At 57.4% G+C, this 13114-nt stretch carries 15 protein-coding genes; 10 read left to right on the top strand and 5 right to left on the bottom strand.

Annotated features, from left to right (window positions below):
• The first annotated feature begins 71 nt into the window (after positions 1 to 71).
• Positions 72 to 410 (top strand): DUF4834 family protein, encoded by a 339-nt coding sequence (locus tag GF423_RS07050; RefSeq protein ID WP_154327683.1) that lies wholly within the window; start codon positions 72 to 74, stop codon positions 408 to 410.
• Between the two features lie 55 nt (positions 411 to 465).
• Here GF423_RS07050 and GF423_RS07045 read toward each other — a convergent pair whose 3' ends face one another.
• Entirely contained in the window at positions 466 to 933 is a 468-nt protein-coding gene (locus GF423_RS07045; RefSeq protein ID WP_154327682.1) for a MaoC family dehydratase, read from the bottom strand.
• Between the two features lie 326 nt (positions 934 to 1259).
• On the opposite strand from GF423_RS07045, the gene GF423_RS07040 reads away from it, so the two are divergent.
• Genes GF423_RS07040 through GF423_RS07030 form a run of 3 tightly spaced genes read left to right on the top strand, consistent with a single transcriptional unit; the run spans position 1260 to position 2628 of the window.
• Entirely contained in the window at positions 1260 to 1454 is a 195-nt protein-coding gene (locus GF423_RS07040; protein ID WP_154327681.1) for a hypothetical protein, read from the top strand.
• A complete protein-coding gene (locus GF423_RS07035) occupies positions 1451 to 2098 on the top strand; it encodes a hypothetical protein (protein ID WP_154538316.1) in 648 nt (215 codons plus the stop codon). The genes GF423_RS07040 and GF423_RS07035 overlap by 4 nt, the downstream gene beginning before the upstream one ends.
• The gene (locus GF423_RS07030; RefSeq protein WP_154327679.1) at positions 2095 to 2628 is read left to right on the top strand and encodes a hypothetical protein; all 534 of its coding nucleotides are present in this window, start codon (positions 2095 to 2097) and stop codon (positions 2626 to 2628) included. The genes GF423_RS07035 and GF423_RS07030 overlap by 4 nt, the downstream gene beginning before the upstream one ends.
• 246 nt (positions 2629 to 2874) lie before the next feature.
• Here the strand turns inward: GF423_RS07030 and GF423_RS07025 are convergent, their stop codons facing one another.
• Genes GF423_RS07025 through GF423_RS07010 form a run of 4 tightly spaced genes read right to left on the bottom strand, consistent with a single transcriptional unit; the run spans position 2875 to position 5760 of the window.
• Positions 2875 to 3762: an energy transducer TonB gene (locus GF423_RS07025; RefSeq protein WP_154327678.1), complete on the bottom strand. Its 888-nt coding sequence runs from the start codon at positions 3760 to 3762 to the stop codon at positions 2875 to 2877.
• Between the two features lie 25 nt (positions 3763 to 3787).
• Complete coding sequence (locus tag GF423_RS07020; RefSeq protein ID WP_154327677.1) at positions 3788 to 4285, bottom strand: ExbD/TolR family protein; 498 nt, start codon at positions 4283 to 4285, stop codon at positions 3788 to 3790.
• A gap of 14 nt (positions 4286 to 4299) precedes the next feature.
• Positions 4300 to 4995: a MotA/TolQ/ExbB proton channel family protein gene (locus GF423_RS07015; protein ID WP_154327676.1), complete on the bottom strand. Its 696-nt coding sequence runs from the start codon at positions 4993 to 4995 to the stop codon at positions 4300 to 4302.
• Between the two features lie 51 nt (positions 4996 to 5046).
• Positions 5047 to 5760 (bottom strand): pyridoxine 5'-phosphate synthase, encoded by a 714-nt coding sequence (locus GF423_RS07010; RefSeq protein ID WP_154327675.1) that lies wholly within the window; start codon positions 5758 to 5760, stop codon positions 5047 to 5049.
• Positions 5761 to 5947: 187 nt separating this feature from the next.
• Between GF423_RS07010 and GF423_RS07005 the strand changes: the two genes are divergently transcribed.
• From GF423_RS07005 to porZ, 6 genes are all read left to right on the top strand, one after another.
• Entirely contained in the window at positions 5948 to 6820 is an 873-nt protein-coding gene (locus tag GF423_RS07005) for an NAD(+)/NADH kinase (RefSeq protein WP_154327674.1), read from the top strand.
• 15 nt (positions 6821 to 6835) lie between these two features.
• Positions 6836 to 7543 (top strand): M48 family metallopeptidase, encoded by a 708-nt coding sequence (locus tag GF423_RS07000; protein ID WP_154327673.1) that lies wholly within the window; start codon positions 6836 to 6838, stop codon positions 7541 to 7543.
• A 118-nt stretch (positions 7544 to 7661) separates the two neighbouring features.
• Positions 7662 to 8132, top strand: coding sequence for an Lrp/AsnC family transcriptional regulator (locus GF423_RS06995; protein WP_154327672.1), 471 nt, complete (start codon positions 7662 to 7664; stop codon positions 8130 to 8132).
• Between the two features lie 136 nt (positions 8133 to 8268).
• Positions 8269 to 10020, top strand: coding sequence for a lysine--tRNA ligase (lysS, locus tag GF423_RS06990; protein WP_154327671.1), 1752 nt, complete (start codon positions 8269 to 8271; stop codon positions 10018 to 10020).
• 169 nt (positions 10021 to 10189) lie between these two features.
• Positions 10190 to 10648: a hypothetical protein gene (locus tag GF423_RS06985; protein ID WP_154327670.1), complete on the top strand. Its 459-nt coding sequence runs from the start codon at positions 10190 to 10192 to the stop codon at positions 10646 to 10648.
• A gap of 87 nt (positions 10649 to 10735) precedes the next feature.
• The gene (gene porZ / locus GF423_RS06980; RefSeq protein WP_154327669.1) at positions 10736 to 13054 is read left to right on the top strand and encodes a type IX secretion system anionic LPS delivery protein PorZ; all 2319 of its coding nucleotides are present in this window, start codon (positions 10736 to 10738) and stop codon (positions 13052 to 13054) included.
• Positions 13055 to 13114 lie beyond the last annotated feature (60 nt).

The raw sequence follows: 13114 nt of genomic DNA, 5'->3' as shown, positions 1-13114 counted from the left end.
TGGCATGGTTTTTGCTCATTTATCATGCATTACTCAACAGCTGCTCAAAAGCTGAAAAAGAAAACATCACTATGTGGATATTCCTGCTATTGATCATACTCCTGCTCCTGCTATGGCCCGTGATACGCCTCGCACTGGGCTATCGCAAGCTGCGGCAGCACATGAGCCAAGCCTATAGGCAACAGCAATACGACAACGCCAGCCGCCAGGGCCGGCAACGGCGCCAGGACACCGGCGACTACGACCCCGCCACAGGGCGGCGCAAGGTGTACAGCGAGAGCGACGGCGAGTATGTCGACTTTGAAGAAGTCGACAACGGCCGGCGCGACACTGTAGCAGCCCAGCAGCAGGCCTGCGACACAGTGGTCGAGGAGCAAGTCTCCGACGCCGAGTATGAGGATATCCCGTAGTGCGCACCTCACCGCCGCTACACCGCGAGCAGCACGCAACCGTCACATCCCAACTCTATTTCTTGAAGTAATACAGAAACGAGGCGATGCCCTTGAGCGCCGGCTTGCGCTGCCCCTCGATCTCGATGGCAAAGTCGATCTCGGTCTTGGCAATGCCGCGCAGGTTCTCGATGCTGTGCAACTTGGCCACAAGGCGCACACGGCTGCCCGTGACCACAGCCTGCCCAAAGCGCATCTTGTCCATGCCGTAGTTCACCAGCATGTCGATATTGTTGACCTCGATAATCTGGCCCCACAGGTAGGGCAGCAGCGAGAGCGTGAGATAGCCGTGGGCAATGGTGCTCTTGTAGGGGCTCTCGACGCGGGCACGCTCCACGTCGACGTGTATCCACTGGTGGTCGAGCGTGGCGTCGGCAAACTTGTTGATGCGGTCCTGGTCGACCTCGAGCCAGTCGCTCTTGCCCAGCTCCTTGCCTTGATAGGCGGCAAACTCGTCGAACGAGTTGATGACTAATTTCTCCATGTGTGTGAGTGTATTACTAAAATGTCGTTGTAATCATTGCTTCGGCCACGCACCGGTGCCGTGGGCGAAATGCAAAGTTACACATTTCCCGCCTGCATCGCAAGAAAAAAAACCGCGGTTGCACCCGCCAGCAGGGAACGACACACTATGGGCAGATGGTGGTAGTGGACCGTGCAGTGTAGCCCCTGCCACAGTGCACATTGTAAAAGGCAGTCCCCTAAATCGACAAACACACACACATTTAGTCAAGAAAAATTATTCAGAAAATATTGTTTTTTATATTACTTTTACTACCTTTGTTTCAAAGCCATAACACAAACCATTATATGAAGACCCAGCTTGTAATGATTTACATTTTCACCGCCTCGGTGGCCGTTATGGCTTGGGGCGGCAACACGATCGAACCTGTGGCTCAAGTGCCGATAGCCGCCGGCGTGCAGCCATTGCAGCAGCCTATCGAAATGGATAAAATCTGTAATACAGACTATGCAAGGAATTTCCAAAGAAATAGAGGGTTATGAACCATCGATTTTACATATTATTATTCATTTCTGTTCTTTATTTTTGCCAGACTCCTGCCGCAAACGATTCTGTTCTCTATAATCATGCTGTGGATTATATCCTAAAGGATTTGGACTTGAACGAAAACGACATAGTCATTCAAAAGGATTTGTACGATTTAAATAGCGTCTGCTTCCTAAACGAAGCCAACGATTCAATAAGGCCAATTCTTTATGACGATCTCTATAAGAAGAAAGAAAGAAGTGAAACTTATGATTTTAAAAGAGGCTATGACGGGGAAACAATTTTTCATAAGACTGCATTGTTTTTTTCGGTCATCCAGGACAACATATTTACCGTTGATGTGTTCTTTATCACTCAACAATTAAAGAATAAAATCGACACGTATAGCTATTTGGGAATTTCGGAAACGTCTTTAAGCCTATTCTATTATTTGTTTGCTTTCAACCAGCAGAATGGGAGCATTGAAGTCTACCGAGTTAGAGGCAACAATAACCCACAGGGAATTTTACCCAAAGATCTGTACAAAAATAAAACTGGCGCTGCTGCCATTCAGCCAAGTTTGTATAAGGCTTTTTCTACAGGTCATGTGCCATTGGCAATCATTCCAAATACATTGCTTAAAATTTTGAATTTAAGATGAGAAAATTTGTTTTAGTGCTGTTACTATTATCGAGTGCGCTCGGGTTTCTCCATCAAAACATGAGGGGACAAACAATTATTGTGACTGACAATCCAGAAGACGCCTGGCTAAAGGCTCAAGCTCAAAGCCTCAGACTGCTGCTGGACGTTTTTGGCGACAGCATGACCAATTATTTTATCACTCCTGGCAATTGGCCAGGATTGGCTCGTGTTTATTACAACAGCTTGTGGCAGGTAGACAGCATTGTATTTCGAAGCACATTTAATGAGAATTGTAAAAATCCTAATGCTGAAAAGTTGGTAAAAGAGTATATCAGAAAAATGCCATATATTTTTACTCCATATGAATTATTTAATAGATATGTACAGGGTAAAAATATTATCCTTTTTGCCCAATTTATGATTCTGCCTTACTCTATGGAAGAAGGATGGGATCGAAAGAGGTTTTCTCGACTTCAATACGACAAACAACGAATGGAGGAAATAAATCGAATGCCGGTAATAGACATCTATGGCCATACGTATTATTGACATATTGATATTTATCGATGATGCGGCGGGGCGCAAGCTGCGGGTGGGTGGCAACTCTGCCACCCCCTACGGGGCTTGGACAAATTCATGCTTATCGACATTGATTTTTCAGCCAAGGGGGAAAACGCAGGTCATGCTGCTGCACCGCAGCACAAGTGGCCGAAACTCACGGCACTCCTGTGCGGTAGTTTCGGCCACTTGCCTGTTTCGGTGTGTATATGTGTGCAGGGCAGCGTGCAGCAGCCGCTACACAAATCGCCAGATGATGGTGCCTATGCCCTCGGTGGTGCGGTTGAGCGGCACCGAGAAGCGGCACTTGTAGGACTCGCTCAGGCAACTCTGGCGTGCTGCGGCGTCGCTGATGGTGCCGCCGGCAATCTCGGCCCGCGTCACCTGGCCGCGCGCGCTCACGTGCACGCGCACCACCACAGTGCCCTCGTAGCGGCTGTGGGGGCGTCCCCAGTGGGCCACGGTGTAGCCATCCAGCCCGCTTCCCAGCGAGCCGTGACCGCTCGCCGAGGTGCCGCCGGCACCCGAGGCCGTCGAGCGTCCTGTGCCGCTGCCCGTGTTGCTGCCGCCCTTGCCGAAGGCGTTGCGCATGCGTTGCCCTATGGCCCTCGACTGCGACGAGCTGGCCGCCGTGCCGGTGGTCTTGGTGGCAGTGGCGGCCTTCACACGCGTGGGCGAAGTGGGCTTTTCGTGCTTGGCAGCACCGGGCTTGGGCTGGTGCACGGGCTTGGAGGTTTCTTTCACCTTCATGGGCGAGGGCGCGGCGCTGGTGATCGTCCTGGGCTGCACGGGCGAGGGCTGGCCGGCATCCTCACGGTCATCGCCCTCGGCCTGGGGCTGGGCAGGCTGGTCGGGGCCCTGGTTGGCGGCCGCGGGGCCGTCTTCGGCCTCGTTGTTGACGGTTGCCATGTTCTCACCCGACTCCAGCTCCTGGGCACCGCCCAGTGGCACGTCGGCCATCATGTCGACATAGATGGAGTCCTGGTCCATCTGGGCCAGCTTTTCCATGCCCTTGGGCGGATATTGCACGCTCAGGTTGTCATACAACAGGAACATCACAATTGCCACACTGAGCAGCAATGTGATGACGAGTGACCATATTTTGCTTCTATTATTTTGTTCCATGAGTCAATGTGAGATAGCAATGGGGCTACTGGGGCAGTCCCTGTACCGGGGCAGGCTGCTGCGCCTCTTCCTGGGCGGCCTGGCGGTCGATGCTCGCCTGTGTGGGCTTGGTGGCAAGCACCACCTTGAGGCCCACCCGTGAGCCTGCATCGAGCACCTCCACAATCTTGCCGTAGGGCACAGCCTGGTCGGCATGCACGGCCACAAACTGGTGGGCGGGGTCGCTCTCGGTCTTCACTTGCGTGAGAAAGGCGTCGAGCTTATCGGCGGGCAGGGGCTGCGGCTCGCTCTCCTTGAGCGAGTCGGCCGTGGTGTACCACATGTGTTGCAGCGAGTCGATATAGATGCGCGAGGTGGGCTTGAGCGAGGTGGTCTGGCTGCTTTGGGGCAGGTTCACCTCGAGCGCCGAGGGCGACACAAAGGTGGAGGTGACCATGAAGAAGATGAGCAGCAGGAAGATGACATCGGTCATCGATGCCATGCTGAACATCGACATTGATTCATGTTGTCGTTTTAATGCCATTTCCTTGTAGAGTTTTATTTAGCGGGTTCGTTGAGCAGGTCCATAAATTCCATCGTGCTGCGCTCGAGCTTGTTCATCACCTTGCTCACGCGGCTGGTGAGGTAGTTGTAGGCAAACATGGCCACGATGCCCACGATGAGGCCGGCCACGGTGGTGACCAGGGCCTCGTAGATGCCTTGGCTCAGGATGGTGACGTTGGCGCTGGTGCCTGCCTTGGCCAGGGCCATGAAGGCCTGCACCATGCCGGTCACGGTGCCCAGGAAGCCTATCATGGGAGCGCCTGCGGCGGTGGTAGCCAGCCACGAGAAGCCTTTCTCGAGATTGGCCACTTCCATATTGCCCACGTTTTCGACGGCCACGAGCACGTCGTTCATGGGGCGCCCTATGCGGGCCACGCCCTTGGCTATCATGCGGCCATAGGGCGAGTTGGTGGCCTGGCACAGCTTCTGGGCCTCCTCGATGCGGCCGGCATGGATGTGGTCGCGTATCTGCTGCATGAAGGCTTTGTTGTCTTCCTTGCCCACGTGGTTGATGGCGAAGACGCGCTCAAAGAAAATGTAAATGCTCACCACCAGCAGCAAGGCCAGCGGTATCATGAGCCATCCGCCTGCAAGGGTGAGGTCCCACAGGCTCTCGGTGGCAACGGCCGGGGCGGTGCCTGCCTGTGCAGCGCCTGCAGCCTGTGCCAGAATCATGTTGAGAATTGTCATGTTGTGATTTATGTGTACGATTATAAATTGTCGTGGGAGTTATCTTCAGGTTCACTTCAGGCACTCCTTGTAGGCCTTGATGGTCTGCTCCAGGCCCAGGTAGAGCGCGTCGCTTATGAGCTGGTGCCCTATCGACACCTCGAGCAGGTGATGCACGTGGTCTTTGAAGTACTTGAGATTTTCCAGGCTCAAGTCGTGGCCGGCGTTCACCCCCAGCCCGGCGTTGTGGGCAGCCTCGGCGGCGGTCACAAACGGGGCCACGGCCCGCTCGGGGTCGGTGGGATAGAGCTGGGCATAGGGCTCGGTGTAGAGCTCAACGCGGTCGGTGCCCGTCTTGGCAGCCTGGCGTATGTTTTCCACATCGGTGCTCACAAAGATGCTCGTGCGTATGCCCGCATCCTGCAGGCGCGTCACGATGCCCGTGAGAAACTCCATGTTGGGGGCCACCTCCCAGCCGGCGGTCGAGGTGAGGGCGTCGGGGGCGTCGGGCACAAGCGTCACCTGTGTGGGCTTGACTTGCAGCACCAGTGTCATGAAGTCGGCAGTGGGATAGCCCTCGATATTGAACTCGGTGCGTATGAGCGGGCGCAGGGCATACACGTCGGCGCGGCGTATGTGCCGCTCGTCGGGGCGGGGGTGCACCGTGATGCCGTTGGCCCCAAAGCGCTCACAGTCGACGGCAACATTCTCCACGTTGGGCACATTGCCTCCGCGTGCGTTGCGCAACGTGGCTATCTTGTTGATGTTTACACTTAAGTTGATCATCGTTTTTTGGTTTATAGCGTTTCTACGACAGTTTTGCGCCGCAAGGCGTTTTTTTTCACAAAATAATTGTAATTTTGTCGATAGATACATGCAAAAATAAAACGAATAAGTGAGAAATAAAAGGTTTTAACCTTTATTTTGGACTTTCACGAGCTTTTTGCACCGCACAACTGTAGCCATCAATACAATGAGAATAGCAATTTCAGGCAACACCTACCAGCACGAGATGCTGGAACACATCGAGCGGCTGCTGCTCGCCCTGGCAGCCCGCGGCGTGCAACTCGTGGCCGAGCGGGCCTTCGACAGCTACCTGAGGCAGCAGCTGCCCGGCCTGCCGCCCATGCGGCAGTGCGAGCTGGAAAACGGGGTCGACGCCCAGGCCATCATGAGCATAGGCGGCGACGGCACCTTCTTGCGCACCGCCCAGGCCGTGTGCAGCCAGGACATCCCCATCATGGGCGTCAACTCGGGCCATTTGGGCTACCTCACCACTGCCGACGTCAAGGACACGGCCCTCATCGTCGAGGCCCTCACGGGCGGCACCTACCGCATCGAGCACCGGTCGATGCTCGAGCTGGGGTGCGACAGCGCCCAGGCACTGCCCCCGCTGCCCTATGCGCTCAACGAGATCTCAATCGTGCGCCAGGAGACCTCGTCGATGATCGACGTCACGGTCGACATCGACGGCCAGCCGCTCACCCACTTCAAGGGCGACGGCCTGCTCGTGTGCACCCCCACAGGCTCCACGGCCTACAACCTGAGTGTGGGCGGCCCCATCATGGAGCCCACCACACGCTGCTTTGCACTCTCGCCCATCTCGCCCCACGCCCTCACCATGCGCCCCATCGTGGTGCGCGACGATGCCGTGCTCGACATCACCACCCGCAGCCGCGCCCCGCTATACCAGGTGAGTCTCGACGGCCAGTGCACGGTGCTCAAGAGCGGCACCAGCGTGCGCATTGCCCGCGCTCCTCACACCACCGGCGTGATACAGCTTCAGGGCACCAACTTTGCCCACACCCTGCGCCACAAGCTCATGTGGGGCAAGGATAACCGATAAACACATCACTCTCAAGTGCCAACCTACTTCTACGACGACAAGCACCTGGGCCGCGTCTACATAGGCGTGCGGCGTGATGCACGCCGGCTCATCGCCCGCTGGAAAGACGGCCATGTGCACGTGAGCGTGCCAGCCGGCACCACGGCCGATGCGCTCAAGCGCTTCCTCACCGTCAACCGCGAGGCCATCGAGCGGCTCAACCACACGGTGGTCGCCTACCACTGCGGGCAGGTGATAGCCTGCTACAAGTGCAAGGCCACCATTGCCGAGCAAGACCGGCTGCCAGGGCGCATCATCTTCGGGCACGACGGCGACGACGTGGTGCTGAGCGTGCCGCGAGGCATCGACTACCACAGCGAGAGCGCCACACGGTCGATATCGGGCGCGCTGCAAGTCGTCATGGGCGAGCGCGCACCGGCACTGCTGCTGCCCCACGCCGGCGAGGTGGCCGCCCGCCTGGGCGTGCAGCCGGCCGGCTGGCAGGTGGGCCGCGGCCTGCGCAAGCTGGGGCACTGCACCACCCAGGGCGTGATACAGCTCTCGCGGGCGCTCATGTTCCTGCCCGAGGACCTGGTCGACCTCACCGTGTGCCACGAGCTGGCCCACCTCACCCACTTCGACCACTCCCCGGCCTTCCACCGTCTGCTCGACAGCTACCTGGGCGGCCGCGAGGCCGAGCTCGAGGCAAGGCTGAAAAATTTCAAGTGGCCCATTTTGCGGTAAAATCGAGCAAAATGACAACAACACCAATAAAAACACAAGGATTTTTACCATTTTTGTGTCATTTTTCCAGAAAATGCACTACATTTGCACCTAAAGACGTTTAACAGTTCTACCAAAGATGGATAAAATAGACAACCTCGACAAGAAAATTCTTGAAATTATTATGAAAAATGCCCGCATCCCCTCAAAGGATGTCGCCCTGGAGTGCGGCGTGTCGCGTGCCGCAATACACCAGCGCATACAGCGCATGATCGACATGAAAGTCATCACCGGCTCGGGCTATCATGTGAACCCCAAGATCCTGGGCTATGCCACCTGCACCTACATAGGCATCAAGCTCGAGCGCGGCTCGATGTACCGCGACGTGGTGCCCGAGCTCGAGAAAATCAAGGAAATCGTGGAGTGCCACTTCACCACCGGCCCCTACACGATGCTCATCAAGCTCTATGCCCACGACAATGAGCACCTCATGGAGTTGCTCAACGACAAGATACAGCACATCCCCGGCGTGACCGCCACCGAGACACTCATCTCGCTCGACCAGAGCATAAGCCGCGAGATCCCCATCTACCACGACGACAAGCAATAGCAGCCGTCATCGACACAGCCGCGCGACTCAGGCGGCAATGCCACATCAAGATTTCGCTCTATGATTTTGCATTGCGCCCGATTTGCAGTAACTTTGCAGCCCATAATACAATATAGTACACGAAGATACACTGAAGATGAACATTTTAGAACTAAGTGAACAAGAGATTGTGAGGCGCAACAGCCTGCACAAGCTGCGCGACATGGGTATCGACCCCTACCCCGCCGCCGAATACAAAGTCGACGCCTGGAGCCAGGAAGTGAAAGCCAACTTCAACGACGACCAGGAGCCCAAGCGGCAGGTGAGCATGGCCGGCCGTGTCATGAACCGCCGCATCATGGGCAAGGCCTCATTCATGGAGCTGCAAGACTCCAAGGGCCGCATCCAGGTCTACGTCAACCGCGACGAGCTGTGCCCGGGCGACGACAAGAGCCTCTACAACGACTTGTTCAAGAAGCTGCTCGACATAGGCGACTTTGTGGGCATCACCGGCTACGTGTTCCGCACCCAGACGGGCGAAATCTCGGTGCACTGCCAGAGCCTGAAGCTGCTCAGCAAGAGCCTGCGCCCCCTGCCCATCGTGAAGGTGAAAGACGGCAAGACCTACGACGCCTTCGACGACCCCGAGCTGCGCTACCGCCAGCGCTACGTCGACCTCATCGTAAACGACGGCGTGAAAGACACCTTCCTCAAGCGTGCCACCGTGCTCAAGACCTTGCGCAACTATCTCGACGACAACGGCTACACCGAGGTCGAGACCCCCATACTGCAAAGCATTCCCGGCGGTGCCAGCGCCCGCCCCTTCATCACCCACTTCAACGCGCTCAACATCGACATGTACATGCGCATCGCCACCGAGCTCTACCTCAAGCGCCTCATCGTGGGCGGCTTCGAGGGCGTGTACGAGATAGGCAAGAACTTCCGCAACGAGGGCATGGACCGCAACCACAACCCCGAGTTCACCTGCCTCGAGCTCTATGTGCAGTACAAGGACTACAACTGGATGATGAGCTTCACCGAGCGCATGCTCGAGAAAATATGCATCGCCGTCAACGGCTCGAGCCAGAGCGTGATCGACGGCAAGACCATCGACTTCAAGCCGCCCTACCGCCGCCTGCCCATCCTTGAGGCCATCAAGGAGAAAACGGGCTACGACCTCGAGGGCAAGAGCGAGGACGAGATACGCGCAATATGCAAGCAGCTCAACATGGAGGTCGACGAGACCATGGGCAAGGGCAAGCTCATCGACGAGATCTTCGGTGAGTTCTGCGAGGGCACATTCATCCAGCCCACCTTCATCATCGACTACCCGGTCGAGATGTCGCCGCTCACCAAGATGCACCGCAGCAAGCCCGGCCTCACCGAGCGCTTCGAGCTCATGGTCAACGGCAAGGAGCTGGCCAACGCCTACAGCGAGCTCAACGACCCCATCGACCAGGAGCAGCGCTTCGTCGACCAGATGAAACTGGCCGACAAGGGCGACGACGAGGCCATGATCATCGACCACGACTTCCTGCGCGCCCTGCAATACGGCATGCCGCCCACCAGCGGCATAGGCATAGGCATCGACCGCCTGGTGATGCTCATGACGGGCCACAGCTATATTCAAGACGTGCTGCTCTTCCCGCAGATGCGCCCCGAGAAGGTGGCCAAGCGCGACAAGGAGGAGGCTTTCACCGCCCTCGGCATTCCTGCCCAGTGGGTGGCTCCCATCCAGAAGGCCGGCTACCTCACCGTCGAGGCCCTTGGCGCCCTCGACCGCCCCGGCAAGCTCTTCCAGGACCTGCTCGACATCAACAAGAAGTACAAGCTGGGCCTCAAGACCACAACCGACGAGGTGAAGGCCTGGGTAGATGCCGCCGCAGCTGCACAGCAGGCCGGCAACTGACCCGTCATCGCCCGGCTGCAACACGCTGCACGCGCTCACACTACACAAGGGCTTGACGCCGCACAACGGCGCCAGGCCTTTTTTCTTGCCGGCCCAAGGGGGCAGGAAGCAAGTGTTTTTTTTGCCCAAAGTGCACGCTCAATTGCAAGAAAATCTCTAACTTTGAACCATGTACTTCAATTCGGTAGAATTCTACACCATCTTGCTGGTCATTGCTTTTGCGCTGCTGGGTGTGATTTTTGTGCCCAAAAACAAACAGCCCGTGAGCACCAAGATAGTGCCCATGCGCCTCACGCCCGAGAGCCACAGCAACGGCGAGAGCAGCCACATCACGCTCACTGCGCTGCCCGGCGGCAGCGCGCTGCTCGCCCACCCCGGGCTGCCGCTGCACATGGGCGAAACCGTGAACCTGGTGGTGCACAAGAGCGGCGACACGCTCAAAATCATAGAGCGCAAGGGCGTGAGCGTGCCAGCGGCCAGCCTCAACAGCCAGGGCGAGGCACTGCTCACCATGCTGCAGCCGCGCACCTACAGCCTGCGCTTCGACTCAGAGGTCACCGGCCAGTGGGCTACCACGCAATTCTGCAACGTCGAGGGCAACGTGAAGACGATACCTCTCAGTTATTGACGACTCCCGAGGCGGGCACACACAATTTAATAGTATGATTTCACGTTATAATGCAATAAACTCATGACAATCAAACCACATCGACACATGATAAAAAAGATTTTAGCGTTACTGCTCCTCGTGCTGCCGCTGTGCATGCAGGCACAGTTTGGCACCGGCAAGTGGGTGATACATCCACGCTATGCCATCAACGCGGCCCAAAACGTGATCGACGCCGGCGACAAGGTCTACTTCCTGGTGAGCAACTGCCTCTACAGCCTTGACAAGGCCACCAAGGTCATCACCAACCACAACAAGGCCACCGACCTCAACGACGTGCTCATCACCGGCATCTACTACAACTACGACAAGCACTACCTTGTGGTCACCTACGACGACTCCAACATCGACATCATCAAGAGCGACGGCACGGTGCTCAACCTGCCCGCCGTGAAAGACGTCGTGCTGGCCGTGACGTCGAAGTCGATCACCGACGTCTCCTTTGCCCCGGGCAAGATGTATGTCTCCACCCTCTACGGGTGGCTGCAATTCAACGACAACGACTTCTCGGTGGCCAAGTCGGCCGTGTGGAAGCGCCCCGTGCATGCCATTGCCGAGGTGGGTAAGTTCTTGTTTATCAACCTCTATGCCAACTTCTACTACGCTCCGTTGAGCGACGACCCCATGACCCCCGCCGACTTCAAGACCGCCTATATAGCCGAGGGCAAATACATCCCCATCGACGCCAACAGCTTCTTCCTGAAAAAAGCCGGCTCGCTCGACCGGGTGAGCTTCAGCGAGAACAGCGACGGCTCGCTCTTCTTCACCATCAACACGGCCGTAGGCGCCACGGCTACCAACGTGCAACGCACGCCCAGCGGCTTCATTGCCAACTTCTTCTCGACCAACGCCGCCAGTTGCTACTACTACACCTTCGACACGCAGGGCCTCAACGGCGTGAAGACGAGCGGCGGCCAGGCCCTGTACAGCTGCGACCCGCAAGGCGACGGCACAATGTGGAACGCCTCGGCACAAGGCCTGAGCAGCAGCGCCGACCCCGCGACCCACTACAAGCCCAACGCCGTCGAGATCTCGGGCGTGCCCTTCTGGATGACCTACAACACGGCCAACGGCAAGCTCTACCTCACCAGCACGGCCGACTATATCCCGCTCGACAAGCTCTCGTCGGCCTACTACAACGCCTACCCCGAGGTGTGCATCTACAACGGCAGCACCTGGGAAAGCCACAACCCGCAGGGCACTGCCAAGAGCAACATCTATGGCGCCGTCATCGCCCCTGGCGACAAGACCAACACCTACTGGACCACAACCCGCCTGGGCCTGGTCTACAAGATCGTCGACGACGTGGTGAAAAACGCCTTCACCTCGACCTCGGCCATGGCCGGCTGGGTGGCCCGCAGGCCCTGCCTGCAATTTGACGACATGGGCAACCTGTGGGTGATGAGCACCAGCATGTCGACCACCGCCACCGTCAAGGTCCTGCCCGCCGCCAAGGTCAACAGCGCCAACATTGCCGCCAGCGACTGGAAAATCTACAACATCCCCCACCTGGCCGACGTGAACGACTTCAAGCGCTCGAGCCTGGCCGTGGCCAAGGGCTCCAACATCAAGGTGGGCACCAACGGCTGCTACAACCAGCCCCTCGTGTTCTGGAAAAACAACGACAACAACGTGACCGACGGCCAGTGCGACTACCGCGTGTTCTCGGCCCTGACCGACCAAAACGGCAAGAGCTTCACCAACTGGACCTACAACCACGCCCTCGTGGCCGACAGCACCGGCAATGTCGTGTATGGCAGCACCATAGGCCTGGTGATGTTTAACCCGGCCGACGCCTTTGCCGCCGACAAGCCCTTCACCGTGACACAGCTCGACGAGCTGAGCGGCATCGAGGTCACTACCATCGCCGTCGACAAGCAAAACCGCAAGTGGGTGGGCACCATAGGCTCGGGCATCTACCTGGTGAGCCCCGACTGCAAGACCGTGCTCAAGCACTTCACTACCGACAACAGCCCCCTGTCGTCGAACGAAATCTACTACCTGTGCTGCAACACGAGCAACAACTCGGTCTTCATCGTCACGCCCAGCAGCATCATGCAATACTATGCCGACTACACCGAGAGCGCCTCGAGCTACAGCAACGTCTATGCCTACCCCAACCCCGTGCGCCCCGACTTCACGGGCCTCATCACCATCACGGGCCTCATGGAGAACTCGACCGTGGTCATCAAGGACGCCAACGGCAAGATTGTGAAACAGCTCACCTCGACCGGCGGCATGGCCACCTGGGACGGCTGCGACAGCAACGGCGAGCGCCTGCCCACCGGCAGCTATGCCGTCTATGCCGCGCAGGGTGCCGCCAGCCTGCCGGCCAAACCCTGCACCAAGGTCATGATCATCAAGTGACGGCCACAACACGCCCGCACAGGCGCAGCACCCCACACACTGCATTAATGGGCTTGCAAA

The organism is Sodaliphilus pleomorphus, from assembly GCF_009676955.1.
GTDB classification, from domain to species: Bacteria; Bacteroidota; Bacteroidia; order Bacteroidales; family Muribaculaceae; genus Sodaliphilus; species Sodaliphilus pleomorphus.
Note: the sequence above shows the minus strand (reverse complement) of the source record. Positions and strands in the feature narration are given on the sequence as shown.

Bases quoted from the DNA above. Each gene is read 5' to 3' on its own strand.
- GF423_RS07015 (WP_154327676.1), bottom strand. From the start codon at position 4,995: ATGACAATTCTCAACATGATTCTGGCACAGGCTGCAGGCGCTGCACAG.
- GF423_RS07045 (WP_154327682.1), bottom strand. From the start codon at position 933: ATGGAGAAATTAGTCATCAACTCGTTCGACGAGTTTGCCGCCTATCAA.
- GF423_RS07025 (WP_154327678.1), bottom strand. From the start codon at position 3,762: ATGGAACAAAATAATAGAAGCAAAATATGGTCACTCGTCATCACATTG.
- GF423_RS07030 (WP_154327679.1), top strand. From the start codon at position 2,095: ATGAGAAAATTTGTTTTAGTGCTGTTACTATTATCGAGTGCGCTCGGG.
- lysS (WP_154327671.1), top strand. From the start codon at position 8,269: ATGAACATTTTAGAACTAAGTGAACAAGAGATTGTGAGGCGCAACAGC.
- GF423_RS06995 (WP_154327672.1), top strand. From the start codon at position 7,662: ATGGATAAAATAGACAACCTCGACAAGAAAATTCTTGAAATTATTATG.
- GF423_RS07010 (WP_154327675.1), bottom strand. From the start codon at position 5,760: ATGATCAACTTAAGTGTAAACATCAACAAGATAGCCACGTTGCGCAAC.
- GF423_RS07040 (WP_154327681.1), top strand. From the start codon at position 1,260: ATGAAGACCCAGCTTGTAATGATTTACATTTTCACCGCCTCGGTGGCC.
- GF423_RS06985 (WP_154327670.1), top strand. From the start codon at position 10,190: ATGTACTTCAATTCGGTAGAATTCTACACCATCTTGCTGGTCATTGCT.
- GF423_RS07050 (WP_154327683.1), top strand. From the start codon at position 72: ATGTGGATATTCCTGCTATTGATCATACTCCTGCTCCTGCTATGGCCC.
- GF423_RS07020 (WP_154327677.1), bottom strand. From the start codon at position 4,285: ATGGCATTAAAACGACAACATGAATCAATGTCGATGTTCAGCATGGCA.
- GF423_RS07035 (WP_154538316.1), top strand. From the start codon at position 1,451: ATGAACCATCGATTTTACATATTATTATTCATTTCTGTTCTTTATTTT.
- GF423_RS07005 (WP_154327674.1), top strand. From the start codon at position 5,948: ATGAGAATAGCAATTTCAGGCAACACCTACCAGCACGAGATGCTGGAA.
- porZ (WP_154327669.1), top strand. From the start codon at position 10,736: ATGATAAAAAAGATTTTAGCGTTACTGCTCCTCGTGCTGCCGCTGTGC.